Origin of the sequence: Edaphobacter sp. 4G125 (assembly GCF_014274685.1) — a bacterium.
Lineage (GTDB): Bacteria > Acidobacteriota > Terriglobia > Terriglobales > Acidobacteriaceae > Edaphobacter.
This window is the reverse complement of sequence record NZ_CP060393.1, coordinates 1,383,176-1,407,317: the sequence shown is the minus strand read 5'-3', so window position 1 is coordinate 1,407,317 and position 24,142 is coordinate 1,383,176. Positions and strand designations below refer to the sequence as shown.

At 54.7% G+C, this 24,142-nt stretch carries 21 protein-coding genes; 12 read left to right on the top strand and 9 right to left on the bottom strand.

The genetic code is table 11. From position 1 onward, the window contains the following. The first annotated feature begins 176 nt into the window (after nt 1-176). On the top strand, nt 177-1,382 hold the full coding sequence (locus H7846_RS05800) for a transporter (RefSeq protein ID WP_186695550.1): 1,206 nt from the start codon (nt 177-179) through the stop codon (nt 1,380-1,382). A 15-nt stretch (nt 1,383-1,397) separates the two neighbouring features. On the opposite strand, the gene H7846_RS05795 is transcribed toward H7846_RS05800, so the two are convergent. Continuing rightward, complete coding sequence (locus H7846_RS05795) at nt 1,398-1,772, bottom strand: hypothetical protein (RefSeq protein WP_255460870.1); 375 nt, start codon at nt 1,770-1,772, stop codon at nt 1,398-1,400. 121 nt (nt 1,773-1,893) lie between these two features. Here H7846_RS05795 and H7846_RS05790 point away from each other — a divergent pair, with 121 nt between their 5' ends. The 9 genes from H7846_RS05790 (at nt 1,894) to H7846_RS05750 (ending at nt 9,763) form a co-directional block, all read left to right on the top strand. Further along, nucleotides 1,894-2,277 (top strand): holo-ACP synthase, encoded by a 384-nt coding sequence (locus H7846_RS05790; protein WP_186695549.1) that lies wholly within the window; start codon nt 1,894-1,896, stop codon nt 2,275-2,277. A 78-nt stretch (nt 2,278-2,355) separates the two neighbouring features. After that, nucleotides 2,356-3,642 (top strand): glycosyltransferase family protein, encoded by a 1,287-nt coding sequence (locus H7846_RS05785; protein WP_186695548.1) that lies wholly within the window; start codon nt 2,356-2,358, stop codon nt 3,640-3,642. Between the two features lie 455 nt (nt 3,643-4,097). Continuing rightward, nucleotides 4,098-4,532 carry a 50S ribosomal protein L13 gene (gene rplM / locus H7846_RS05780; protein WP_186695547.1) on the top strand — a complete coding sequence of 145 codons (435 nt, stop codon included), beginning with the start codon at nt 4,098-4,100 and terminating at the stop codon, nt 4,530-4,532. Nucleotides 4,533-4,597: 65 nt separating this feature from the next. After that, nucleotides 4,598-4,993 carry a 30S ribosomal protein S9 gene (gene rpsI, locus H7846_RS05775; RefSeq protein ID WP_186695546.1) on the top strand — a complete coding sequence of 132 codons (396 nt, stop codon included), beginning with the start codon at nt 4,598-4,600 and terminating at the stop codon, nt 4,991-4,993. A 208-nt stretch (nt 4,994-5,201) separates the two neighbouring features. Beyond that, a complete protein-coding gene (gene rpsB / locus H7846_RS05770) occupies nt 5,202-6,119 on the top strand; it encodes a 30S ribosomal protein S2 (protein WP_186695545.1) in 918 nt (305 codons plus the stop codon). Nucleotides 6,120-6,234: 115 nt separating this feature from the next. Next, nucleotides 6,235-6,897: a translation elongation factor Ts gene (gene tsf / locus H7846_RS05765; RefSeq protein WP_186695544.1), complete on the top strand. Its 663-nt coding sequence runs from the start codon at nt 6,235-6,237 to the stop codon at nt 6,895-6,897. Between the two features lie 70 nt (nt 6,898-6,967). After that, a complete protein-coding gene (locus tag H7846_RS05760) occupies nt 6,968-7,231 on the top strand; it encodes a hypothetical protein (protein WP_222597549.1) in 264 nt (87 codons plus the stop codon). 618 nt (nt 7,232-7,849) lie between these two features. Then, nucleotides 7,850-8,554, top strand: a complete 705-nt coding sequence (gene pyrH, locus H7846_RS05755; RefSeq protein ID WP_186695543.1) for a UMP kinase — start codon at nt 7,850-7,852, stop codon at nt 8,552-8,554. 72 nt (nt 8,555-8,626) lie between these two features. Further along, nucleotides 8,627-9,763, top strand: a complete 1,137-nt coding sequence (locus tag H7846_RS05750; protein ID WP_186695542.1) for an acyltransferase family protein — start codon at nt 8,627-8,629, stop codon at nt 9,761-9,763. Nucleotides 9,764-9,888: 125 nt separating this feature from the next. Here H7846_RS05750 and H7846_RS05745 read toward each other — a convergent pair whose 3' ends face one another. The 8 genes from H7846_RS05745 to H7846_RS05710 all read right to left on the bottom strand — a co-directional run bounded on the left by H7846_RS05745 (nt 9,889) and on the right by H7846_RS05710 (nt 21,839). Beyond that, nucleotides 9,889-11,157: a lactonase family protein gene (locus tag H7846_RS05745; RefSeq protein WP_186695541.1), complete on the bottom strand. Its 1,269-nt coding sequence runs from the start codon at nt 11,155-11,157 to the stop codon at nt 9,889-9,891. Between the two features lie 67 nt (nt 11,158-11,224). Beyond that, a complete protein-coding gene (locus tag H7846_RS05740) occupies nt 11,225-12,460 on the bottom strand; it encodes a lactonase family protein (RefSeq protein WP_186695540.1) in 1,236 nt (411 codons plus the stop codon). 114 nt (nt 12,461-12,574) lie between these two features. Further along, a complete protein-coding gene (locus tag H7846_RS05735; protein WP_186695539.1) occupies nt 12,575-13,852 on the bottom strand; it encodes a lactonase family protein in 1,278 nt (425 codons plus the stop codon). Nucleotides 13,853-14,060: 208 nt separating this feature from the next. Then, a complete protein-coding gene (locus tag H7846_RS05730; RefSeq protein WP_255460868.1) occupies nt 14,061-16,055 on the bottom strand; it encodes a M13 family metallopeptidase in 1,995 nt (664 codons plus the stop codon). Nucleotides 16,056-16,226: 171 nt separating this feature from the next. Next, a complete protein-coding gene (locus H7846_RS05725; protein ID WP_186695537.1) occupies nt 16,227-17,312 on the bottom strand; it encodes an MlaD family protein in 1,086 nt (361 codons plus the stop codon). Between the two features lie 161 nt (nt 17,313-17,473). Beyond that, the gene (locus H7846_RS05720; protein ID WP_255460867.1) at nt 17,474-19,093 is read right to left on the bottom strand and encodes a glycosyltransferase family 39 protein; all 1,620 of its coding nucleotides are present in this window, start codon (nt 19,091-19,093) and stop codon (nt 17,474-17,476) included. A 108-nt stretch (nt 19,094-19,201) separates the two neighbouring features. Then, on the bottom strand, nt 19,202-20,293 hold the full coding sequence (locus H7846_RS05715) for an ABC transporter permease (RefSeq protein ID WP_186695536.1): 1,092 nt from the start codon (nt 20,291-20,293) through the stop codon (nt 19,202-19,204). A gap of 40 nt (nt 20,294-20,333) precedes the next feature. Further along, nucleotides 20,334-21,839, bottom strand: a complete 1,506-nt coding sequence (locus H7846_RS05710) for a hypothetical protein (RefSeq protein WP_186695535.1) — start codon at nt 21,837-21,839, stop codon at nt 20,334-20,336. A gap of 324 nt (nt 21,840-22,163) precedes the next feature. On the opposite strand from H7846_RS05710, the gene H7846_RS05705 reads away from it, so the two are divergent. Continuing rightward, a complete protein-coding gene (locus H7846_RS05705; protein ID WP_186695534.1) occupies nt 22,164-22,586 on the top strand; it encodes a helix-turn-helix domain-containing protein in 423 nt (140 codons plus the stop codon). 348 nt (nt 22,587-22,934) lie between these two features. Beyond that, nucleotides 22,935-24,104: a methionine adenosyltransferase gene (gene metK, locus H7846_RS05700; RefSeq protein WP_186695533.1), complete on the top strand. Its 1,170-nt coding sequence runs from the start codon at nt 22,935-22,937 to the stop codon at nt 24,102-24,104. Nucleotides 24,105-24,142: the final 38 nt, after the last annotated feature.

Genomic DNA, 24,142 nt, shown 5'->3' with positions numbered 1-24,142 from the left:
CAAAGGCCAGATCGATGCACTCTCTTCGGCAACTCTCTTCCGCAAGGCTGATGTTTTGGGCTCTCCTGTTTTGTGGGGTACATACATCTCTGGCTCAGAATCAATCGGCCAATCCGCAGCCAACACATGCGCAACCGCAATCCCCCCAGCAGCCTCTTTCACAACAGGAACTGTTGATGCAAGTCAATCAACGTATGAACGATGCGCTACGCGAGCGCGATGCAATCATTCGCAATCTTCTGCAACGCGTACAGGAGTTGGAGTGGCGCGTAAATGGAGGCAACTTTACTACGTCGTCTCCTCGCGACCTCATCTCGGCTCAGCCGGCCTCTTCCAGCGTAAGCGCACCGGCGGCTGCGACTCCCCATGCGAACACGCTGGCAGCGGCGACAGCCGTGGTGCGCAACTCCGGATACGACGCAGAAGAGCGGCAGGCCAGCCAGGCACTCGATCAGGCACTTATCGTTCGTGGCGGCCTTCTGCTTCCCTCAGGAACTCTTGAGCTTGACAATACAACCTCATATTTCAGCTCGTCCTCCGATCACCTCACCATCGACGGCTTTGCCCTGCTGCCAGTGCTTGTCGTAGGAGACATTACTTCGGAACGCGTCCGCCAGGATCTCCTGCTCCCGACCTTCACCGCTCGCCTCGGACTTCCCCACAAGCTACAGTTCGATACCTATGTTCCCTATGGTTACCAACTGAATCGTACGGTCGATGCCGAGAACAACCAGACCTCGCAGAGTACTTTCGGGCTCGGCGATATCGCCTTCGGCCTTTCGCGCCAGTTGACCATGGAGCATGATCGCGTCCCTGACCTGCTGGCCAACGTGCGCTTCAAGACCACCACTGGAATCGACAGTTTCAACCTCAATAGCAGCCAGACTGCGCTCGGTACCGGTTTTTATGCGGTCCAGGGAAATCTAACGGCAGCCAAGTCGAATGACCCCGTTGTCTTCTTCGGGAATCTCTCGTACACCGCGAACCTGAAAGGAACCCATACGATTCAGTCGACCGATTCAAACGGCCAGCCGATTTCGATTCCGGGTCACTTCAACCCGGGTAATGCTATCGGCTTCCAGCTTGGCTCCATCCTCTCTCTGAATCCCGAAACTTCGATGACGATCGGCTGGGATCAACGCTTCACTCAATCCACGACTGTGAATGGGCAGGTTGTGCCTGCTTCATATCTCGTTGAAGGTTCCCTGCGACTCGGCATGTCGTATCTCTACGCGCCTGGAAGGACCCTCGACCTGAGCTTTGGGGTCGGACTGACGCCGGACACACCGAATCTGCAATTCTCTGTCGGATTGCCAATTCGTCGTTCTCTGTGGACTCCCAAGAGTGGCGTTCGCATCTTCAAAAACAGCGTTCACGAGTGAGAGATTTCCTCATGGCTAGGCTGGAGGACTGCCTGAGTTCAGGAGCGAGTGTAAGGTTACTTCCTCAAGAAAGCTGATTTCCATCCTTATCGTGATGACCTGCCCAAGATCGGTCAGGGACGTCAGGTTTCTCCGACAGGTACACAAGTCGGTAAGCGCGATATGCGACGACCTTGTAAGCTCGAGGCCGATGGCAACAATAGAGCTATAGAGATCGAGGATCGACCGAAGCTGAACCTCAATCTTGAGTTCAGTCATGCTGGTAGAGAGCGTTCGCCGGTCCAGGACCCAGCCGCCACAGTCGGCGAGCGAGGCGATCAAACCCGGTAGAACTCCGGAACGTTCGTCGTAGCTGAAACTCTGAATCTCAAGCGATGTCATCAATATCATTGGGCCCTTTGGGGATACAAACCGATGGCCGTCTCCTCCTTTATCGGAACTAACAGGTTGTAGCTTGATACAGTTCGCAGTACGGTGGTCATATGACGAACGGACACACGGGAGTAACTCGATGATCCTCGGCGTAGGAACCGACATGATCGAGATCAGCCGGATTCAGCTGAGCATCGATCAGTTCGGAGAACGCTTTCTGCATCGGGTCTTCACTCCCGGCGAGATCGCCTACTGCCAGAGAAAGAAGAAACATGCGGCCGAGAGCTTTGCTGCGCGCTTCGCAGCGAAAGAGGCTGGGGCGAAGGCGCTCGGTACCGGCATCAGTCGTGGAATCACCTGGAAGGAGATTGAGGTGCAGCGCGAACCAAGCGGGCGCCCCACCCTGCACTTGACCGGACGCGCGCAGGAGAGGGCGCAGGAGCTAGGAATTGCCCGACTTTCTCTCAGTCTGACCCACAGTCGAGACCTCGCCCTGGCTGTTGTCATTGCTGAAACCGCCTAAAAATCTGGAGTCTGCAAAATGTTTCATCATCCTTGACATAGAGATGCCATAATCCCTTGAAGGAGGACCTCCCCAACCTTGACCGGCCAACAGACCCTTATTGCCCGTGGAGCTCTTGGAGTCTTCGCCGGAATCGCCTCTGTGGCGACCTGCTCCAGTTCCTTTCCAAGACGGCTTTCAAAAATAGACTTTGATCGCGGTATAAGTCTTGCCTTCGCAGTCAGCCGGCTGGGACTCTTTGGATTGATCTTTCTCCTGCTCCGGATTCCTCCGCGAGGGGATGTACCGGCCTATTACTGGCCTGAGGCCCAATCGATTCTCCACGGCCTGCTTCCCTACCGGGATTTCCCCAGCAGTTATGCTCCACTCCACCCTTACCTCGATGCATTGGTAATCCGCATCTGGCACAGTCCGCTTGCGATCATCCTGCTCTCCATCCTTGCCGAGATTGCCCTGCTTCCGCTGTGGTTTCGTTTTGGACGAAGGATTCTGTCGGAGACGGAGATTCGTACAGGAGCTCTTCTATATCTTTGCAGCGCAATCGGCCTTCAGTTCGTCGCCGTTGATGGCCAGGATACGGTGATCGTAGGCGTCTTCGTGACGCTCTCTCTCTTTCTCCTTTCGCGAAGAAAGGAGTTGCTTTCCGGCGCTACGATCGGAACGGCGGTCGCAGCGATCAAATTCCTTCCGCTGCTCTATGTACCGGCCTTCTTTCTCGCTCTTCCGCGACGATGGCGCTGGGTGGTTGGAATGGCCATTCCAATCCTTTTCATCTATGGCGCCTTTGTTGCCATGCATCTTCCGATCCTTGTCCCTCTGCAGATCGAAGGAGACAAAAAAGGAGCGGGTAGCTTTCCGTACGTAGTGGAATCGCTTCTGGGAGTTACGGTTCCTTCCAGAATCTGGGACCTTCTGCTGGTCGCAGTCCTCGCTGCAATCTTCCTCTTACTTGCTCGAACCCTTCGAGGAGCTACCCCGGAGGTGCGTCTGCGAGGAATCGTCTTTGCAGTCGCCGCTCTTTCGCTGGCTCTGCTGTTTTTCTCGAAGAAGTCCTGGCCTCCGTACCTGATGCTGACGCTGTTTCCAATCTGCCTCTCGATCGATGCACGGCGCTGGCTTCACCTTGCGGGACTCGCAGGATTCAGTGTGATTGCAGTCGTCGAGCATAGCTACTGGGCAACGATTCTCAATCAATTGACGGCCCAGGAACTTCACCTCGGTCTCCTGTCGGGCCGTACTGTATATTTCGTATTTTTGGCACTGGAACTGGCCCTGATCGGGGGCTATGGATGGCTCCTGTCACTTGCTCTTCGGAAGATTTGTTCCGCGAAGGAGTTTGATCCATCCCTCTCCTCCCATCCGTAAGGAGCAGAGATAGACTAACTATCTATATTAGATTGTGTTGTTTATCAGTTTTATGGCTTAGCGATAAAGCGTGTGAAGCGTGCGGTCTAGGGCTTCGCACCCCTTTTGGGTGAAATCTGGGGGGTGCCCCCCTTCGATCATTGACTCTCTGTATCCCCTCCGATATGATTAAACCTCGCGCAGTCTTGCGTGTACGCTTCTGTGTACCTGCGAGACATTGAGTGGATCCACCCGGGCGATTGGATTTCTAAGCCCTAAAGCACCCACATTCTCAGGCCACGAACCAGGTTCTGTGCGCAATCCGGCAGTTCGTTTCTGCGAAATATTCTTTTTGCAGGGAGATGGCTAGGGCGTTTGTTGGTTCATCTTCAGTTTTTTGCAGCACCCATCTGTTCCAGGATTCTTCCGTAGTGCGCCGACCAAGGAAGACGGCAGAAGCAAGGAGTAATACAACGATGTCTACCAGAATCCCGAGCCCCAAAGATATTCAACGCAAGTGGTTTGTCCTCGACGCGAGCGGCAAGACCCTTGGCCGGCTCGCTACGCAGGCAGCCAATGTGCTGTCGGGCAAGCTCAATCCGCTTTACACGCCTTATATTGATACCGGCGATCATGTTGTGATTGTCAATGCCGAAAAGATCGTTCTGACGGGCCTCAAGGCGGACCAGAAGCTCTATCGCCGCTATACCGGATTCCCCGGCGGTCTTCGCGAAGAGTCCTTCGTGGACCTGCTGAAGCGTCGTCCTGAAGCCGTGATTGAGCAGGCCGTCAAAGGCATGCTCCCCAAGTCCAAGCTGGGCCGTCAGATGGCGACCAAGCTGAAGGTCTACAAGGGCGACAAGCATCCGCATCAGGCGCAGAAGCCTGAGGCTCTCGAAGCGACTGTCTAAGTTTGGCGGTTTGCAACTAAGTTTGTGGGCTTCGGCCCCGTTTGAAAAGGATTTTGAGGATCAACATGGCAGATCTCGTCCAGTATTATGGCACCGGCCGACGCAAGAGTTCGATTGCGCGCGTTTTTCTGCGCCCGGGCAGCGGCAAATTCTCCGTCAACAAGAAGGACGTTGACGTTTACTTCGTAACGGCGCAGCAGCGTGCTGCCGCTAAGCGCTCGCTCGGCATCGAAAATATCGGCGAGACCTTTGACGTCATCACCACGGTTCGTGGCGGCGGCGTGATGGGTCAGGCGGATGCGGTCAAGCTCGGCATCGCACGCGCTCTGATGCAGTTCAACCCTGAGCTCCGCAAGGCGCTCAAGAGCGAAGGCCTCGTCACCCGCGACTCGCGCGCTAAGGAGCGCAAGAAGTACGGGCAGAAGGGCGCTCGCGCACGGTTCCAGTTCTCGAAGCGATAGAAAAGCTCCTCAGCAAAGTTTTTGGCTGCTGCTTTTGCTTTCGAGAATTTCAGCTTTGACAGGAATCGGATCCTAGGGGTTCGGTTCCTGTTCGCAACACCCGCAGAAGAAATATTTTCTGCGGCAAGGAGTCCAATCTCCCCTACGGGGGATCAATACAGGTCCAGGATGAACACACTCCGTTTGGGCCTCAACCAAGGAGATCGATTTGGCTACTATTACGATGAAAGAGCTGCTCGAAGCCGGAGTTCACTTCGGGCATCAGACCAAGCGCTGGAACCCGAAGATGAAGGAGTATATCTTCGGCGAGCGTAACGGAATCTACATTATCGACCTGCAGAAGACGCTCAAGATGTTCAAGGACGCGTCGAAGTTCGTCACCGACCTTACCTCCACTGGCAAGCTCATCCTCTTCGTCGGCACCAAGCGCCAGGCGCAGGATGCCGTGGCCGAAGAAGCCAACCGCGCCGGAATGCCCTACATCAACTCGCGCTGGCTCGGCGGTCTGCTGACCAACTGGGTAACGGTGCAGAAGTCGGTAAAGCGCCTGCAGGAACTCGACGAGATGTCGACCGACGGACGCTACGAGCTGCTGACCAAGAAGGAAGTCATCAAGCTCGAGCGTGAGCGGAAGCACCTCTCGACCAACCTCGCCGGCATCAAGAACATGAAGCGCCTGCCGGATGCGTTGTTCGTCATTGACTCGAACAACGAAGCCATCGCCGTCTCCGAGGCCCGTAAGCTCGGCATCCCGGTCGTCGCGGTCGTGGACACGAACTGCGATCCAACGGTAGTCGATTACGTGATCCCCGGAAACGATGACGCTCTGCGTGCGATCCGCCTGTTCACGACAAAGATTGCTGACTCGGCCTACGAGGGCGCCCAGATGGTTTCTGAACGTGCCTTCTCGGACGAGGTTGCCGACGTTCAGCAGACCGAGGTCTCGCCTGAATTCGTTGGCGAAGACGGAGAAGTTGCCGAGATCCAGGCCACCATCACCGCTGCAGACGAGGACGAGGACGACAACGTCGATCTCGCTGCCGTTCTGGGCGGAAACATCCGCAAGGCACCGGCTGCCGCCTCGATCGACGAGCAGGACTCGGCCGTCGCCGACGCAGGAGCCTAAGCCCCCAGGCACCGCATTCGCAGTGCTGTAACCGTCATCTGGAATCATGGGGGCGCGGGTAAATCCCGCGCCCCTTTTGTCTGAATTTCGTTCTACTTGAAGAAGGGATCTACCAATGTCTGAAACTGCCGTAAAGATCGATGCGAAACTGGTCAAAGAGCTTCGCGAGAAGTCTGGCGCCCCGATGGGCGACTGCCTGAAGGCCCTGCAGGAAGCCAAGGGCGACATGGAGGAGGCGTTCGTCGTCCTCCGTAAGCGTGGCATGGCCTCGGCCGCCAAGAAGGCTTCGCGCACGACCAACGAAGGCTCCGTTGGAACCTACATCCACGCCGGAGGAAAGATCGGTGTCCTGGTTGAGCTGAACTGCGAGTCCGACTTCGTGGCCCGCACGCCTGACTTCCAGGAGCTGCTGCGCGATATCGCCATGCACATCGCCGCCGCCGACCCGCGCTATGTTCGCCGCGAGGATGTCACCACCGAAGACATCGAGCGTGAGAAGGACATCTATCGCGCCCAGGCTGCTTCGAGTGGAAAGCCGGCCAACATCATCGAGAAGATGCTCGAAGGCAAGATGAGCAAGTTCTACGAAGAGGTTTGCCTGCTGGACCAGCCGTTCATCAAAGACCAGGGCCAGACGATCTCGCAGATCATCGCTGCCCGCGTCGGCAAGCTCGGCGAAAACATCAGCGTGCGCCGCTTCGCCCGCTTCAAGGTAGGCGACCCCAATTGGACTGTTGCCACCACCGCCCAGACCTCCTCGGAGGAGGCTTCAGCATAAGCTGACCTCAGACTCGCAGGACCAACGAGCCCGGGCGACAGCCTGGGCTCTTCTTTTTGCTCTGAACGCGATGAGCGCTGACCTCGGTGCGCAGTACGTCGCTGCGATACAGCTCGGTGGTGTTTACGCTTACGCGGGTCGCGACTGGGTTTACGCTCGTGTCGCGCGTCTGCTGGGAACCACTATTGTCGAAGAGGTGCATAACCATCACAACTTTGCGTGGTTGCCTGAGGTGCTAACCGCGCACGACAAGACCATTCGTGTCCTCCACACGCTCACCCCTCTGGGGGTAGCCATGGCAGGGGCGAATGAATTCGATCCGTATAAGGATTGATCCAAAGCCTGGGACTTCCCAGGCTCTTTCTTCTCTAAGCCAGCTTTGAAGGTTGTCTCTGGCAATGTTGACGATTCATGCCACTATGCAAAACATGACATCTCGACAGGAATCAATTCTGTTGGGTATAAACGTTCCCAGTTTTGAAGTTTTTGAAAGTTTTTATCTCTTATGCCTTGGGCAGGAAAGCGGGACGAACGATGATCCGCGCAGCAAGTGTTGTCAAGCCAACCGCTTTTGAAAGCATGCTGGCTCCTTCGATCTCTTCCATCATATTTAACTTCGCCTCCCGTAAAAAAACCCGCGTAGGACATCGAGAGTGCTCAGTGTGCAAACGGCTCTGTTGCCGCAGTCACTGGTCGTTTCTCCATGCCTGCTGCAAATCTTGTATTCCCTTCCGACCGTCATTACTGGGAGGAGCCTTTACAGCAACTTTGACCGCCCTGACCTTCCATCATCGAGCGATGCGGATGCCGTGTGGCACCTGCAAGCTGTGAGACATGTGCGGAGTTTGCACAGGAAACTGTGAAGTTGCTCCTCGCAAGAACTCCCTGATCCAGGCAAGGGCGGTTTCCCTGCCTGAAGCGGCTGTTCCGCCATGCGATACTAGAACCTGACATGTACAAAAGAGTCCTCCTCAAGCTCTCCGGAGAAGCCCTGGCCGCAGGCAGAGGCTTCGGTATCGATGCAGTTTTCATCCACAAAGTAGCCGAAGAGATCGCTGCTGTTCACGCCCTGGGCTGCCAGGTGGGTATCGTGGTCGGAGGAGGAAACTTCTTCCGCGGTGTCGCCCAGCAGGCTATCGATATGGACCGGGTTGCGGCGGACCACATGGGGATGCTCTCGACCGTCATTAATGCTATTGCTCTGCAGGACGCGATTGAGAAGCGAGGCATCTTCTGCCGCGTGATGAGCGCCATTGAGATGCATCAGGTGACGGAACCATATATCCGACGCCGCGCCATTCGTCATTTTGAGAAAGGCCGCATCGTAGTGTTTGCCGCCGGGACGGGAAATCCGTTCTTTTCGACCGATACAGCCGCAGCATTGCGCGCCATGGAAGTCAAGGCAGACATTCTGCTCAAGGCAACCTCGGTCGATGGCATCTATAGCGCCGACCCGAAGAAGGACCCCACAGCAACGCGGTTCGATCAGATTACCTATAACGATATTGTCCGCCTGAATCTGGGTGTCATGGATACAGCAGCGGTTTCGTTATGCAGAGACAACAATATGCCCATGATGGTCTTCAGTATGCGAGAACCGGGCAACATCGTCCGCGTGGTTTCGGGCGAGAAGATCGGCTCCCTAGTCACCGCCTGAATCATCTCGTGCTTCCATTTCCGCGCATCAAATAGCCGAGGAGCGCGTTCAATCTATACAGGACACTGGAATTTGGCTTCTACTGCAACGACGCCCCTGGTGAAACCAGCCCGAAAGCCTCCCCTGCCGGCACTGACGGGCATCCGGACCCTGTTGGCCTTCAATATCGTTCTGTTTCATTTCACTCCCCCGTACCTTGGCCCAATTCGTCCGTTCGTCGAGCATGGATTTGTCTTCGTCAATGTCTTCTTCCTGATCTCGGGCTTCATCCTTTCCTACAACTACTTTGACCGCGGCGCCAACCTCGTGAAGCGCGACTTCTGGATGGCTCGGTTCTCGCGTCTCTACCCGGTCTACCTGCTCGTTCTCCTGATCTCGTTTCCTATGCTCGAGCTGGAGTGGCATGCCCGCTCGGCCTCGGAGTTTTGGCAGGGACTGGTGATGACCCCCCTGCTCCTCCAGGGATGGAGCCCTTCCCTCGCCACCTTCTGGAACACGGTGGCATGGACGCTCTCCTGCGAGATGGCGTTTTATGCCGCCTTCCCCTGGCTGATTCGTCTTCCCTGGCCACGTAAACCCTCCCGGCTGGTCCTGGCGATCTTTGTGCTCTGGGTAGTTGATCTGATCCCAGCGATGCTCTATCTGTGGCTCAACCCAGAGCATCTGACCTCACCGGTCGACCGTTACACCTCGACCACACTGATTCGTTTTCTGAAGTACACGCCTCTGCCCTATGCGCCGACGTTTCTTTCCGGGATTGCTCTCTCACGACTGCAAACCCTGGTCACGGTCTCGGAGCGACGACGCATGACCCTTGCTGCTATAGCGCTTGCTGGACTTGGGCTGTTCTTTTATCTGGCAGCAGGACATGTGCCTTATCTCGTGTTGCATGGCGGGCTCCTGCTGCCACTCTTTACGCTGCTGGTCTTCGGTCTAAGCGGAAAGCATGCGATCGCGAAGGTCTTCTCCTGGGGTCCCTTGCTACTGGTCGGAGAGAGCAGCTATTGCCTCTACCTGCTCCACTTCAATCTCTTTGTCATGATTCACCAATACCACTTGCCGGAAAGGCTACATGTAGCGAACCTGGATCCCTGGATCTCCTATGCCGTACTGCTGGTCCTGTCGATCCTGATCTACAAGTTCTTCGAAAACCCGGTTCGCAGAGCCATTCTCAACCGCTTTCCACCAACTTCACGCAGGACTGCATAAATAAAGCCTCTCCGAAGAGAGGATTCATTTTGGAGATCTCAGACCGCCTTCTCCAAAAAGATAGGACTCGCTAAAAGCGAGTCCTATCTTTTTGGTTTGCATCTTGGGATCTTTCGCGCCCCTGATTAGGGGTTGACCACCTGGGTTGCGTGCGAGCCATTAGCGACAGCGACGACGCAGCTCGGTGTTCCCGACGCGGGGTACGGAGTGTTCTGCGCATTCTGCAGCGTTCCGTTGTGAGCATCCATCTTCAAGCCGCTGGTCGTATTGTCCAGGCTGTTAGAGCTATAGAGGTAGATGCCAAGAGCAGGCTCGATGGAAAGGCAAAGCGGTCCGGTACCAACCTTGGTCGCGCTGGAGCCGACTGCCCCTGTAGGAGCGCCAGTGGCCCCATTGATCACATAGGCACTGACCGTATTGTCGTTATAGTTAGCCACAAACATATACTTTCCGCGCGGCTCGACCGTAACAGCCATAGGCAGCAGTCCCGTAGCAAAAGGAGAGTTCTGCATTGGCTGCAGGAGCCCACCCGAGATTACGACGTTTCCATAGAGCTGATTGGTGGCGCGATCAGTAACATAGACAAAACGGGCCGTCGGATCGATAGCAATCGCGCTGGGTACAGTTCCTGCGCCATAACCAATCGCAACCGTTTTTCCGCTCGTATCAGTAGAGATGTTGGTCTTACCGATCGGAGTCAGGGCCCCATTGCTGGTGTTCTGGGAGAATGCCAGGATGTAGCCTACTGGCGATCCGGAGCCGATGGCCGGCTCTGCATCGATAACATAGACGAAGTTGCTGAGATTCGTTGTGGCAACTCCAACGGGGTTATTTCCAACAACCTGAACGGTAGGATTGCCCAACGAATTGTCGGCATTCACCGGGAATATATTTACGCCGCCCGGACCTGGGTTGGCATCGGAGTATCCCTGCTGATAGGTGAAGGTCACATAGAGAAACTTACCTGCGGCATCCATGGCCAACGAAGTGGGGCGCGATCCTGTGGGATAAGTATTCTTCGAGGTCAACTTGCCGGACCCCTCGTCAATAGCGAACTCCTGAACCGTGGAATCCCCCTGGTTCAGAACATAAATAAAGAGTCCGTTAGGAGACGCGATGAGCTTGGTAGGGTTATTTCCCGCGGCGACCGGAGAACCAGAGATGGGAACCAGGGCGCCGGATTGGTAATCGACGGCGTACTCATTGATTCCAGCACCAGCAGCAGTTGCGTAAAGATAGGCAACTGTATAGTCGCGAGTGCAGGCCGTCAGCCCGAAGGCACCGGTCAACAGCAGGACCGAAACGATTCGTGAAACCGCCGAGGTCTTCCTGATCACCGGCATAACGGCTACATCCGTCGACGTCGATTCGAAGATCTTCCCTATTAAACTCATCCTTTTCCTTCATCCGGCGGGTAACCGCCATGCTCATTCTAATCTTGCACACCTGAACCTTAGTGGATCAACTCCCGGAGATAGCGGGCACAGTCACAAGGCAGGAGGGTAATGCGTTCGTGGTAAACGGCGTCTTTTGAATCTGCCGGAGACTCCCGTCCGACGGGCTCATCTGAATTCCCGAGATGTTGTTGGCCAGGTAGTTGGAAGTGTAAAGATAAACGGCGTGAGTCGGCTCACCACTGCTCGGAGCTCCAATAAAGGAGAGGCATGTTGGCCCGGTACCGACCTGATAGCTTCCGACTGTGCTGGAACGGACCGGTTGACCATTGGAAGCAAAGGTGTATCCATTGATGGCTCCAGCACCATTGCTTGCGACATAAAGATATTTTCCGGTCTGATCGATTGCCATACCAGCGGGAACGGAGTCAGTGGTGGCGCTTCCCAACATGGAAGGAACTCCATTGGAAGCAATCGAGTATCCCATGACCGTATTTGCGGTCTGGTCTGTGACGTAAAGATGGGAACCCGTGCTGTCCACAATAATGCCCGCAGGAGTAATTCCAGACGGAAAGCCTGTCGAAACTACATTGCCGGGATTGATCGTGACCCCAGGCAAGGGGTTCAAAGTACCGTCCGAATTTTGCGAAAAGCCAAAGAGATTTGAATTGGTCTCGGCATCCTGATCCACGACATATACAAAATGGTTCGGATTCGTCGCAGAGATCTTGACCGGATTGCGCCCCACATTGACATTTCGCGGAGCATTCAACGTCCCATCCGAGTTGATGGGGAAGACCGACACGCCGCCAGGGCCAGGGTTGGCAGGAGTATAGAGCTGTCCCTGCGTTGCGACCGTTCCATCCGGATTGAAAGTAAGAGAGTTCTGATACGTGTACGTCACATAGAGGAACTTGCCGGAGGCATCGATCGATGCGTCCGTCGCAAAGCTACCGCTGATGTTATAGGTTTTTTGCGGATAGAGCTTACCGTCGACTCCGATCAGGAAGTGAACCAGATTGGAGTCATCGCGGTGGATGACATAGATGCTCTTGTGATCGGGAGAAGCGACCACAGCGACGGGGTTCTTCCCTCCAGAGGGCAAGGGAGAGTTCGCAAGCTGAACCAGGTATCCCTGCTGGTAATCGACCTTGTAACCGTTGACCAGGCCAGCCGTCGCCTGCGACGAAACGCTGTAGACGTAGCCGACGGTATAGTCGCGGCCACATGCCGTCAGGCCAAGCCCCATCATCACGGACACTACTGAGGCTAATGCTCCACGGCCCATCGTCTTCAAGCTCATGTGTATCTCTTACTCCAGTACCGCTTCCATTTACTGTCAATCCAGGAAGCGGTTCTTTCCGCCGCATCTCCTGTCTTGAAAGAGAATGCGGCGGATTTAATTAACTCACAACGGCTAGTTGACGCTTCCGCTCAACGCCATGCAGGTAGGCTGACCCACGGTCGGGAAGGTCGAGTTGCGTGGTAACGGTCCTAGTTCACCAGAGACCGAGTTAATTCTCTTTCCGGTGAGCGTATTGTCGATATTATTCGAGGTGTAGACCCACTGATTCGTAGGATCTTCCACCATACAGACCGGGCCGGAACCCGTTGCGTACGGATTGCCAGGCAGGGGAGTGCCACCGCCTGCTCCAGTTCCCAGAACGAACAGCTTTCCTGTCGTGGGATCAATCGTAAACGCCGAGATTGAGCTGGTTGGGTTGTTTGGATCGAGTGAGGAACGGTTCAGAACATAAAGTGTCTTGCCCTTGTTGTCCGTCATGGAATAAACCGGATTCGAAGTCAGCGGTAGATTGTTCACCGGACCGCCGGTTAGGGTGTTGAGGGAGCAGGCCGAGGAACCCGCGCCGACTGTATAAGGCAGAATACGTCCACCGGGGCTGTCAGCAGTCGCGGCTGCATCAGTCAGGTATACGTAGTTGCCGTTGGTGCTGATCGAAGTGAGCTTGCCGGCACCGGTCGTGATGGTCGAATTTGCCGTTATGGTTAACTGTCCGCTCGTTCCCACAGCGAGGGGTGTAACCGTCTGATCGCCAGTATTGATGGTAAAGAGACAGCTGTTAGAAACGCGCATCATGGTCGGCACCTTGCCCACTGGGAAAAAGGTCAGCTGGGTCTGGTTGCTGTCCTTAAACTGCTGGTTGGGCACAAGCTGCAGGCGGCCAGTGTTGTTGTCAATGGCGAAGACCGTAATATCGCCCAGTCCATTGGGATTGGGATACTCCGGAGTGTCCGGATACAGCGTATCGAGCACGTAGAGGTAATTACCATCGCTGCTGACTGTAGCCCAGACCGGAGTGCTGCCGCGGCTGGTATAGGTCTGCTGGAAGGTTAGCGTACCGTCTCCGCCCACGCTGAAAAGCGCGATATTGCCAGGGGTGGCGGCAGTCGTTCCTGCAGCGGGGACTCCCTTATTCACCACGTAAACGTAACGGCCGCCAGGCTTGATCGCAAGCGCGATCGGATTGGTGCCATTAGAACTGAAAGGCGATCCCACCACCTGGGTCAGGTTGCCTGAATAGTTGTCGACCTTGAATGCACCGACCTGGTTGTACTGCGTACCAAGCACCCAGATATAGGCGACCGTACCGCCCCCGCATGCTGTTATGCCCAGACCTATCGCAACGGATACTACTAAGGCCAACGAAAAACGGCCAACCCTGCTCAACCTCATGCGTTTCCTTAATCCTCGCCGACGCCAGGCATTTCCTGAAGCCGCTTACTGCCCGCGAGCCAATCTCTAGGGATAAATTCCTTTGGACATTGTAGAAGGTGAGACGAGTTTGTGCCACCTTCGTTCCACGAATATTGACGAGCACTGACTTTACGAAAAACCCCGAAGGTATGGGGAAGGAAGGGACTCCCTCCCTCCCCCACAGGTCTTACCAGACGCGGCAGGCATTGACCGGCATCATCGGCTGCCCTACTTTACAGCCAAAGGCCTTGCCAAACTCGTCGAAGTTCTGCACCGTGCCGTTCGCGCGCCAACGACCCGAGGAGTGAGGATCGGTCTTCGCACGCAGCCGGGCCGCCTGTTCCGTTACGTTTTCGCACCACACTTGTCCGAAGCCAAGGAAGAAGCGTTGCGCCGGCGTGTAGCCATCGACCTTTGCCGTTTGGGACGCATGTTCTTCAGCGAGGGTACTCATGAGAGCCTGATAGGCGATGCGGAGCCCTCCGTTGTCGGCGGTATTTTCGCCCAACGTCAGCTTGCCGTTCAGGTTCTGGCCAGGTGCCACCTCAAAGCTGCTGTACTGTTTAACCTCGCAGTCGGTGCGCTCATCAAACTTCTTTTTGTCCTCCGAGGTCCACCAGCTCCGCACATTTCCCTGTGGGTCATACTGGCTTCCCTGGTCATCAAAGCCGTGCGTCATCTCATGCCCGATCACGACTCCGATACCGCCGAAATTGACCGCAGGATCGATCTTGAAGTCATAGAACGGCGGCTGCAGGATGCCTGCGGGAAAGTTGATGTCGTTCATCGCAGGATTGTAGTAGGCATTGACCGTCGGCGGAGTCATGTCCCATTCCTTCTCATCGACCGGCTTGCCGATCTTGGCCAGATCGCGACGATCATTGAAGGCGGAAATCTGCTGCACGTTTCCTATAGGGTTGTTGCGATCGATCTTCACGGAAGAATAGTCGCGCCACTTCTCCGGGTAGCCGATCTTGTTGCGGAAAGCAGCGAGCTTCTTCTGGGCCTCAACCTTGGTTGCATCGCTCATCCAATCCAGATGCTTAATGTCCTCTGCGAGCGCAGCTTCGAGAGCCTTGACGAGCTTCTCCATATTGTCTTTTGCTGCAGGAGGGAAGTTCTTCGCGACCCAGTCCTGGCCCACAGCCTCACCTAAAGCACGATCCGTCGACTGCGTGCAGCGCTTCCAGCGAGGCGCAAGCTCCTTCTGCCCAGCCAGCGTCGCAGCATAGAAATGAAAATTTTCCTGCACAAAAGCATCGCTCAGGCTGGCAGCGTAGCGATGAATCGTATGCCAGCGCAAATAACTCTTCAGGGCATCCATATCGGCTGAGGACAGCTCCTGGCTCAGCGCCTTGAAGAATCCAGGCGAAGCTACATTGACCGTCTTGAGTGCACTCTGCTTCTTGGCTGCAAAGTAGACCTTCCAATCGAACTCCGGGGTCAATGCCCGCAACTCTGCAATTGTCATCACGTGATAGACATTTGCCGGAGTACGGCGATCGACGCGCGACATGGACCCCTCGGCCAGTACCGTCTCGATGGCAAGGACACTCTGGGCCTCTTTTGCAGCCTGCTCAGGGTTGTCACCTGTCAGCGTGAACATCTTTGTGACATGCTCCACATACTCAGCGCGGAGCTTCTTCGAGCGATCGTCCTGATTCAGGTAGTAGTCACGATCAGGCAGCCCCAGACCGCTCTGATCAACCTCGCCAATCTGCTTGCTGGAGTCCTTCTGGTCCTGATCGGAGGCAAAGGTGAAAAAGTAACTGAGCGCATACTTGTTCTCGATCGCCCCCATCAGGGTTGCGAACTGCTTGCGGTCGCTCCAGCCATCAATAGTCTTGAGGATGGGCTCGATCGGCTTCGCACCCAGCCGGTTGGCCAGATCCGAGTTCATGCAGGCCGCAAAATAGTCACCATATTTCTTCTGCAGAGGCGTCTTGGGAGCATCCGCTGCGGCCTTGAGATCCGAATAGAGCAGGTAATTGTTGTACTCCGCCAACTCGTTGAAACGCCCCCAGCGCGTCTGATCTGGCGGGATGGGATTATTCCTGCGCCAGTTTCCGCAAGCGTATTGATAGAAATCCACACACGGATCGACCGAGGTATCGATCGCTGACTGATCGAAGATTACGGGCTTTTTAGGGGCAGACTTGGGGCCCGATGCGTCCTCTGCCATCGCAGACAATAAGCCAACGGATAACAAAAGGGTTGGAAGCAAAAACCTGGACGCGATTCTTCTCATGGTTCTCCTTGAAGCAGATCAACAATCAAACCTTGAATGTATTCACACTACTCCCGCGATTCGGCAAAGGAAAGGCGAGGATGAGCGTTTTGCCCCGTAAAAAAGCTAGAAAATCTTTAGATGGATGGTGAGGTATTTCTTGGGATTCTGACGAATTGCCGTCACCAAATCGTTGCTGTTAGTCAGAAGATTGTTCATGTTCGTGTGAAGCGTATCTTCCGTCGCCAGCTTACCGAGTGTGCCTCTTCCTTGATTAATTCCCGTGACCAGCTGATTTACCTGTGTAAAGGTATCGTCGAGCTGCTTGCGGAACTTGGGGTCCTTCAACATCAGTCCCAGTCCGCCTTTGCCGGCATCCGCATCAGCCATCAACGAATTGGCATGTTTTAGGGTGGAGTTGAGATTGTCATACAGCTCGGGATCCTTCAACAGCTTGCCCGCAGTTCCCTTGCCGGTGTCCAACTCGGTCGCGATATTTTGCAGCTTCGCCGTCGTCTCGTTCAGACGATTGTAAAGGGTATCGTCATTGACGAGCTTACCAACCGTTCCTTTACCCTGATTCAGGTTCACCGTCAGCTTGTGCAGTTCGTCCACTGTACTGTTGAGCTTGTTGTAAAGATCAGGATTATTGATCAGCTGCCCGATCGACCCTTTTCCTGACTGAAGGTTATCGACGATCGTATTCATCTTGGCCAGGATCACATTGAGGCTTTCAATCGTTCCCTGGCTCGCCTTAACAACATCGGTCAGGCTCGGGGTTTCGAGCGTCTTGAGCTCGTCGCCATCCTGTAGTGGCGGACCGACAGCAAACTGACTGTTGATATCGATGACGGTATCGCCCAGAACACCGATCGTAGTTAAGGATGCCTTCGAATCCTTGTGAAGCTCTTCTGCGTACTTCTCATTGAGCTTCATCACCACCCTGACGGGGGTCAGCTTTCTTTCGGGTGTGGCTACCACCGTAACGGTCTTGACGGTCCCGATGGTGACGCCTTGCAGATTGACCGCAGCTCCCTGCTTCAAGCCTGCGGAGTTCTCAAAGTAGGTAGTAATGGTCAGCTTATGCGAGAAGATTCCGAGACCCGCCGAGCTGGTCATCAAAAAAAGCAAGGTGACCAGAATGACCGAAGCCATCAGGACGATGAGGCCCACTTTCAACTGTGACCACCGCACCTCCTGCTGATTCGGCATAGCTCTCCTTGAAATCAGATTCTAACTTCGCAAACAACAGCGACTTAGTTCAGGCTCGGCTTCCAGGTTCCTGACAATTCAGAGAATACATTACCTCGCCAAGAGATGGATGCGGAGTAGAAAGTCTCGGATGCAGCAGGTTTGATTTAGGGGCAGAAAATTCAATGCTGAAGCTGAAGAGGATCTGCCTGTTGCCCAAAGCCAGTGCGCAAAAACTGCGGAATCGGCCGCGGACGGGAACGACGTCGCGGCGTGGCCTCAGGTGGATCGAGCCGGTAGAGAATCATCAGGTTCCGCTCAGGATCATCCATCGCAGGAAAGGACGCTACCCGTTTCAAGTGATAGATCGGCGTCAAGGCATCCATCTTGTCATCATCCACCTGGTTCCAGGTGACGTACCAACCGGGGCGATATACCTTCACTCTATCTTCTAATTCCATCGTGCCAAAGTCATCGCAGATGGAAGGAAGCCCGGTCATCAAAGACAGGTCCGAGCCGCTGATCGAAAGCACCAACGGATTATGCGTACGGTCTGACTCGACGATCTGACGGATACGATCCGCCGCACTGGCGAAGGTGTACTCCGGGTGAGTCACATAGCTGATCGTCTGGCCCGCATCCGTTACAGCCACAATCAACAATGCTACTGCTCCAATGGCTCCTGCAACGGAGGAGACCGTTGGGCGCCCCTGCCATTGACTCCAGAAGCTGGCAAATACGATGACAGGAACAACCGTAAACGGAACCGCGAGCACAAGGTAGTACCGGGGCTGCAGATTATTGTGATAGGCAATAAATGTTAGATAGCCAAGAATCCACAACAGCAACGCGGTGAGCAGAGGATTCTTCAACAGCTGCGGGCGAAAAAAGAACGTCGCGGTCATGGCAAGGAGTCCGAGAGGATAAAGCAGATCTCCGACCCACATTCCATCCTGGAAGGTATCCCGTAAGACCTCCAGGGCATTCTGTGCGGTAATGCCGGTATAGGCATTGGCACTGAAGAGATATCGGTAATCGCTGAGGAAATGCGGACGAACGACAAGTCCGTAATAAGCGGTCCAAACCAGGATCCCCAATGCCACAATGGGAGCACCGACCTTCAGAGCGTTCTTTGCTTTGTGCCCTGACCGAGCGAAGACCATCCATCCGATGGCAGGAAACAGGAAGATTGCGGTCGTCTTGGTCAGAATCATGAGTGGCAGCAAAAGTCCCAGAGCCAGGGAAGGGAGCGCCCTTCGCCTCCAGTCGAACCATGAGGTTCTCACCGCATCGGCGTCAGGCAAAGAAGATGCCGCCAGGAGCGCCAGCAGGGTCAGCAGGATCAGCATCGGCTCGAGGATGGCCATACGGCTGAACGCATAGCAGTACGGACTAACCGCCAGCAACAGAACAGCCACGGCAGGGGCCAGTGAAGATCGCCCCTGCCATCGCCGCACAAGAAGATAAACACTCGCCAGGATAAGTCCAAAGATGGCCACCGTTAACGCGCGGGCTGCGACCACATTGACTCCGGTAACGCGAAAGACTGCGCCTTCAATCAGAGGCCAGACAGGAAGCGCGGCAGCCGGATTAAAATCTCCAGGGACATACCAGCCTCCACGCTGGAAGTGCCGAATGGCTGCATCGCCGTACCATCCCTCATCGGTGTACTTCGCCCAGTCCATCCATGGGGAGTGGTTAGGAAAATCAGCGCGGAGATGAACCAGGTGCAACAGCAGAAAGGCTGCTGCAATGGCAAGCAGAAATAACTCTGCCGAACGGCGGAGCGTGATCCGCTTCAAACTACGATGTGATGTTTGCCTATAAGAGCCCATGTTTCTGACCTGAAAGATCCGCGCCATCATTCGCAGAGATCGCTCCGATTTCTGAGATGCGGCGGCGACCAAAGCCTATTCATAAGCCAGTGCATCAATTGGGTCTTTCCCCGCTGCCTTATAGGCCGGGTAAAGCGCTCCCAGGACTGAGCCAACAAAAGCAATAATCGCCGATTTCCATACCCAAGGCAGATCGATGACAAAGTCCAACGTAGGAAAGCGCGCGCTCAACGCCGAACTTAGCAGATAGCTGGCAACGATCCCGAGTACGATGCCTGCGACGGCGATAAAAGCAGTCTCACGCAGAACCAGAGAAACGATATAGAGCCGAGAAGCTCCTAGGGATTTCAGGATGCCAATCTCTCGTGTCCGCTCCATCACTGCCGTATACATGGACTGGAAGATCACGAGGAATCCGATCACCAGCGCAATGCCTACAACGACACGAATCGCTGTAGCCATATACGGCAGCCGGGTTGGAGAGATCATGGAAAGATACTCTTCCGCCGTGCTGACGTTGTATTGGCTCATCCCCGGAATGGCAAGAATGGCCTTGCGAACGTCCTCTTGGTAGCGGGGAGGATCATCTGTCCTGAGATAGAAGAGCGAAGCCTTCCCTTCGGTTCCTGTCAGATTCCCCATCGTTTCAATGGGAATGAACTTTCGTCCCCCTTTGCCGTGTTCTACGATTCCGCAGATTCGGAAGCTGTGATTCAGAATCGAGATCGTATCGCCGATCTTCTTTCCGGTCGCGGTGTAATCGTCCACGATGACGTCATCGGGCCCCTGAAAAGGACCGCCAGCGATATAAGTGAATGGTTCCAGACCATTGAAGCTCTTGTAGTCAATTCCATAAATACTATCGAGCGAGCCGGTCAGATTAATATTTACGGGGGCTGCTACGGCCACATGGGGAACCTTGGCCAGCAGATCGGCAATCTTGATGGAGGCAGCCGCCGAGCTCATTCCAAGAAAATTATTCGTGGTTGCGGGCCGCACAATCATATCCATTCCAATCCCGTTCTGACGGGCCTTGAATCCGCTGATCTTGCCCAGCAGGATCGCCGTAATCGAGAGAATCATAATGACCTCGATCGCGATCGCCAGCGCGCTGATCAAAGAACGAAGGGGACGATGGACAAGATTGCCGACAACAAGTTTATTCATGCATGTATTAGTGTATGGCAGTTGAACCCGGAATCCTGGTTTATTGAGGCGGCAATGGGTCGGGACGTCGGGGAATGCTGCGAACAGCCGCCACACGATGCATGCGTGCCTTCTCCGGCCCCTTAATCAAGGTTCCCAGGATGGGCATGAAATACGCTGCGGAAAGTGCAGCAAAGATGATGCCCACCGTCACATATACATACGAATAAATAACCTGACCTAATGCCCCTTCTGGTGCAAGGTGGGCGAAATATGCGCACACTACAAGACCCCAGGGAGAACTCCTCGTATCTCCGCATAAAGTATCAAAAATAACAAAGAGCAATATCCAAAGCAGGGGGGCCCAGAAAAAGACCCCTAACCATTTGGCTACGTGGTATGCCTCTCCGGTTGGGGAAAAGGAGATTCCGGTCGTAACATCGTCGGGCGAGAGCATTCCCATCTCGTGCGCATAGAAGTTTCCGAAGTTGATTGACGGCTTATTGGGCCATAGAAAGCGCGGAACAAGGTTCGCAAATCCCATTAGAAGAGGGTAGGGTCCAAGAGGTCCGCGCTGTTCCGTAACGTAAATCAAGCCATCGTCCATGGAAATCATCTGCAAACGATCCATAAAGCCTTGCGGAGCATTGAAATATGCCTGGATCGGAGTGTTTTCGTATTCCTGATTCAACTGTTCGTAGTCGGTGCGAATTCGCCCCAGGTCCCCCAGAAAGCCCACTGCTAGAGCAGCCTTCTCAGACAACGTGGCATCTTCTCTAAAATTCCTTCCATACTGCGAGTAGGGCACTAGATAGTGCACCATCAGGTAAAACATAAAAATCAATCCTGCAATCCGCGCCTTCGACGGGCGGTACCCTTGCGAAGCTGCGGCGATAAACCAGCAAGCGAAAGGCGTAAAAATGCCTTCTTTGGAAAAGGAAACCAATCCCGAAGCAAGGGATACTCCGCCCGCAATCAGGGCGGCAGTATTCATGCTTTTCCGTCCGCCACTCGATCGGACCGTATGCATGACCCCCAGAATGAGGGCAATAGGAAGAAAACGATTCACCTGGGCTAATGCGCTGAGAATACTCCCCTCTTTGGTCGGTATCACGTACAAGAGGAACGTGACCGCTATTCCCGTCACCAGGCACCCTACCGTCGCATTTTGAATCGTTGTCCCTTTTAATAACTCCCCTAACAAAGGACGTCGCGGGGTCAGCCTCTTGCTAATGATGACTGCAATTAGCATCGCCACAATGGACCCCACATACGCTTGCATAGTGAGAGCTGGATTTTTAAGATTGCTATCCGCGGGTTCTCCCAAGACCGCCTTCCAGCAAAGTCCCAAAATCACAGCCAGAACTGCGTAGCAGAAAACATACGCGCCCGAAGTACGAGAGAACCCTCCGGCGACATTGAATGTAACCCCCGCTACAACAATGAAGAGAAAACTGTAGATGGCAAATTCAGGAGAAGTCCCTTGATGAAGCTGGACCATCAAAAGCATTGCAGCAAAAGCAGTTACGCGCGATAAAGGGATGTGAACGGGGAAAGGGATGCGCACGCGTTCTCTTTTCGACCTCCGCGTCTTCCGGGGAACCGCCGTTGAAGATAAAGGACAGACAAGGAACTATCCGGCCTGAAGACGACCAGGAAAGTCAGTTCTGGGGCACCTTAATCATAGAAGGGCTACCAAAGGGCCGTCAAAACTTCTGTTTCTGAATCGAGGACCATTTCATACTTATATGAGCTAACCACTTTGATTCCAAGGGACTAAGGGGTATTCAACCTTTGACTTGATTCGGAAAGAAGACTATCCTGCCCCAAAACCACCTATCCATGAGGTTGAACCACGGCAGTCTGAAACGTTAAAAACGGGCCCAAGGAAATGGAACGATTCGGCGAAGAGTTACGAAGAGAGCGCGAACGCAGGCAGGTTACGTTGGAAACCATCTGCGAGATCACAAAGGTCTCCGTGCGTCATCTCGAAGCGCTCGAGTCTGGAAGATACAACGAGCTCCCTGGAGGGGTCTTTCGCAAGGGGATCGTACGAAGCTATCTCCGTGCTGCAGGTCTTGAAGAAGGTGACTGGCTGAAACGGTTCGAGGCCGACTTAAGGTCGAGCGGTACAGTGGAGACAGAAGAAGAGTGGGCCGAATTTGCCGAAAATATTCGCAAAAATCGTGGCGGCCTCATCGGATCCCGCATCGATCCTCGCTGGATCGGCATTGTTGTTATGATTGGCGCTCTCGTTGTTCTTGGGTGGGGCGTCTGGAAGTATGTTCTTCACGGTCGACTGTTTCTTTCGTAAAATTCTGAACAAAGCGCTGCGTTGCCGAAACTGATGTCAATGCAGACCGACTAGCGCGCCGCAGATCTCCTCTAACATCACAGAGTATCGCGATAAGCAAACCCTTCAACTTGGAGCAAAATTCATCTTCTAAGTTATTGGTTTCTTATCTCTTCGGCGTCTGCTTCGGTGACACCTTTTCTTTCTCTTTCACCACATCCATTCAATGCGGAATCTTGCCATTGAGAACCCAAACGCGACGGGTCACTGTACACCTTTGATAGGCCGCTTTCGCCAAAGGTAAAATAAGAGGGTTCTATCAAAGCATGGGGAATACGTCCTCTGCAGCCCGCCCCGAAGGAGTTTGTATTGTCTACACACGAGCGTTTTCTGTTTACCAGCGAGTCCGTTACCGAAGGCCATCCCGATAAGATCGCCGATCAGATTTCTGATGCCATTCTCGACGCCTGCCTGGCGCAGGACCCCTACAGCCGCGTGGCCTGTGAAACCCTGACCTGCACTGGCCTCGTCGTCATCGCCGGTGAGATCACCACCAAGGCCTACGTCGATTTTCAGGCCCTCGTTCGCGGAACCGTCGCGTCGATCGGCTACGACAACGCTCTCTATGGATTCGATTCAAACACCTGCGCAGTGATCTCGACCATCAACAAGCAATCTGGCGATATCGCGATGGGCGTGGACACCGGCGGCGCCGGCGACCAGGGCATGATGTTCGGCTATGCGACCAACGAGACCCCCGAGCTGATGCCGACTCCCATCTCTCTCGCGCACCGTCTCGCACTCAAGCTCAGCGAGGTCCGCAAAAACGGACTGATGTCATACCTTCGTCCCGATGGCAAGAGCCAGGTCACGGTGGAATACGATTCCAACCACAAGCCGGTACGCGTTGATGCCGTAGTTATCTCGACACAGCATGCAGAGACCGTCGGCAACGACGAGCTTCGCGCCGACATTCTTAAGAACGTCATCCAGGCCGTCATTCCTGCCAACTTGCTCGACGAGAACACCAAGTACCACATCAACCCGACCGGTCGCTTCGTCGTCGGTGGACCGATGGGCGACACTGGCCTGACTGGACGCAAGATCATCGTCGACACCTACGGTGGCATGGGCCGTCACGGCGGCGGAGCCTTCAGCGGCAAGGATTCCACCAAGGTCGATCGCTCGGCTGCTTACATGGCGCGTTACGTTGCCAAGAACATCGTCGCTGCCGGTCTTGCTGACCGCTGCGAAGTACAGCTCGCCTATGCCATCGGCGTCGCCGAGCCCGTCAGCGTGCTGGTCGACACTTTCGGCACCGGCAAGGTCGATGAGGTCAAGCTCGTCGAACTGGTTCGCAAGAACTTCTCGCTGACCCCCAAGGGCATCATCGAGAGCCTTCAGCTGCGCCGTCCTATCTTCAAGCAGACAGCGGCCTATGGTCACTTTGGCCGCACTGGCGACGCCTTCACCTGGGAGGCTACCGACAAGGCCGCTGCTCTCAAGGAACAGGCAGGAGCACTCGCTGTCGCGAAGTAAATCGCACATAGTAAAGTAAGTAAAAGGGCGAGTCCTTC

What these genes read in the sequence shown, in the direction of transcription:
- H7846_RS05800 (WP_186695550.1), top strand. Translation starts at nt 177, where the DNA reads ATGCAAGTCAATCAACGTATGAACGATGCGCTACGCGAGCGCGATGCA.
- H7846_RS05795 (WP_255460870.1), bottom strand. Translation starts at nt 1,772, where the DNA reads ATGATATTGATGACATCGCTTGAGATTCAGAGTTTCAGCTACGACGAA.
- H7846_RS05790 (WP_186695549.1), top strand. Translation starts at nt 1,894, where the DNA reads ATGATCCTCGGCGTAGGAACCGACATGATCGAGATCAGCCGGATTCAG.
- rplM (WP_186695547.1), top strand. Translation starts at nt 4,098, where the DNA reads ATGTCTACCAGAATCCCGAGCCCCAAAGATATTCAACGCAAGTGGTTT.
- rpsI (WP_186695546.1), top strand. Translation starts at nt 4,598, where the DNA reads ATGGCAGATCTCGTCCAGTATTATGGCACCGGCCGACGCAAGAGTTCG.
- tsf (WP_186695544.1), top strand. Translation starts at nt 6,235, where the DNA reads ATGTCTGAAACTGCCGTAAAGATCGATGCGAAACTGGTCAAAGAGCTT.
- H7846_RS05760 (WP_222597549.1), top strand. Translation starts at nt 6,968, where the DNA reads ATGAGCGCTGACCTCGGTGCGCAGTACGTCGCTGCGATACAGCTCGGT.
- pyrH (WP_186695543.1), top strand. Translation starts at nt 7,850, where the DNA reads ATGTACAAAAGAGTCCTCCTCAAGCTCTCCGGAGAAGCCCTGGCCGCA.
- H7846_RS05745 (WP_186695541.1), bottom strand. Translation starts at nt 11,157, where the DNA reads ATGAGTTTAATAGGGAAGATCTTCGAATCGACGTCGACGGATGTAGCC.
- H7846_RS05740 (WP_186695540.1), bottom strand. Translation starts at nt 12,460, where the DNA reads ATGAGCTTGAAGACGATGGGCCGTGGAGCATTAGCCTCAGTAGTGTCC.
- H7846_RS05735 (WP_186695539.1), bottom strand. Translation starts at nt 13,852, where the DNA reads ATGAGGTTGAGCAGGGTTGGCCGTTTTTCGTTGGCCTTAGTAGTATCC.
- H7846_RS05730 (WP_255460868.1), bottom strand. Translation starts at nt 16,055, where the DNA reads ATGGCAGAGGACGCATCGGGCCCCAAGTCTGCCCCTAAAAAGCCCGTA.
- H7846_RS05725 (WP_186695537.1), bottom strand. Translation starts at nt 17,312, where the DNA reads ATGCCGAATCAGCAGGAGGTGCGGTGGTCACAGTTGAAAGTGGGCCTC.
- H7846_RS05715 (WP_186695536.1), bottom strand. Translation starts at nt 20,293, where the DNA reads ATGAATAAACTTGTTGTCGGCAATCTTGTCCATCGTCCCCTTCGTTCT.
- H7846_RS05705 (WP_186695534.1), top strand. Translation starts at nt 22,164, where the DNA reads ATGGAACGATTCGGCGAAGAGTTACGAAGAGAGCGCGAACGCAGGCAG.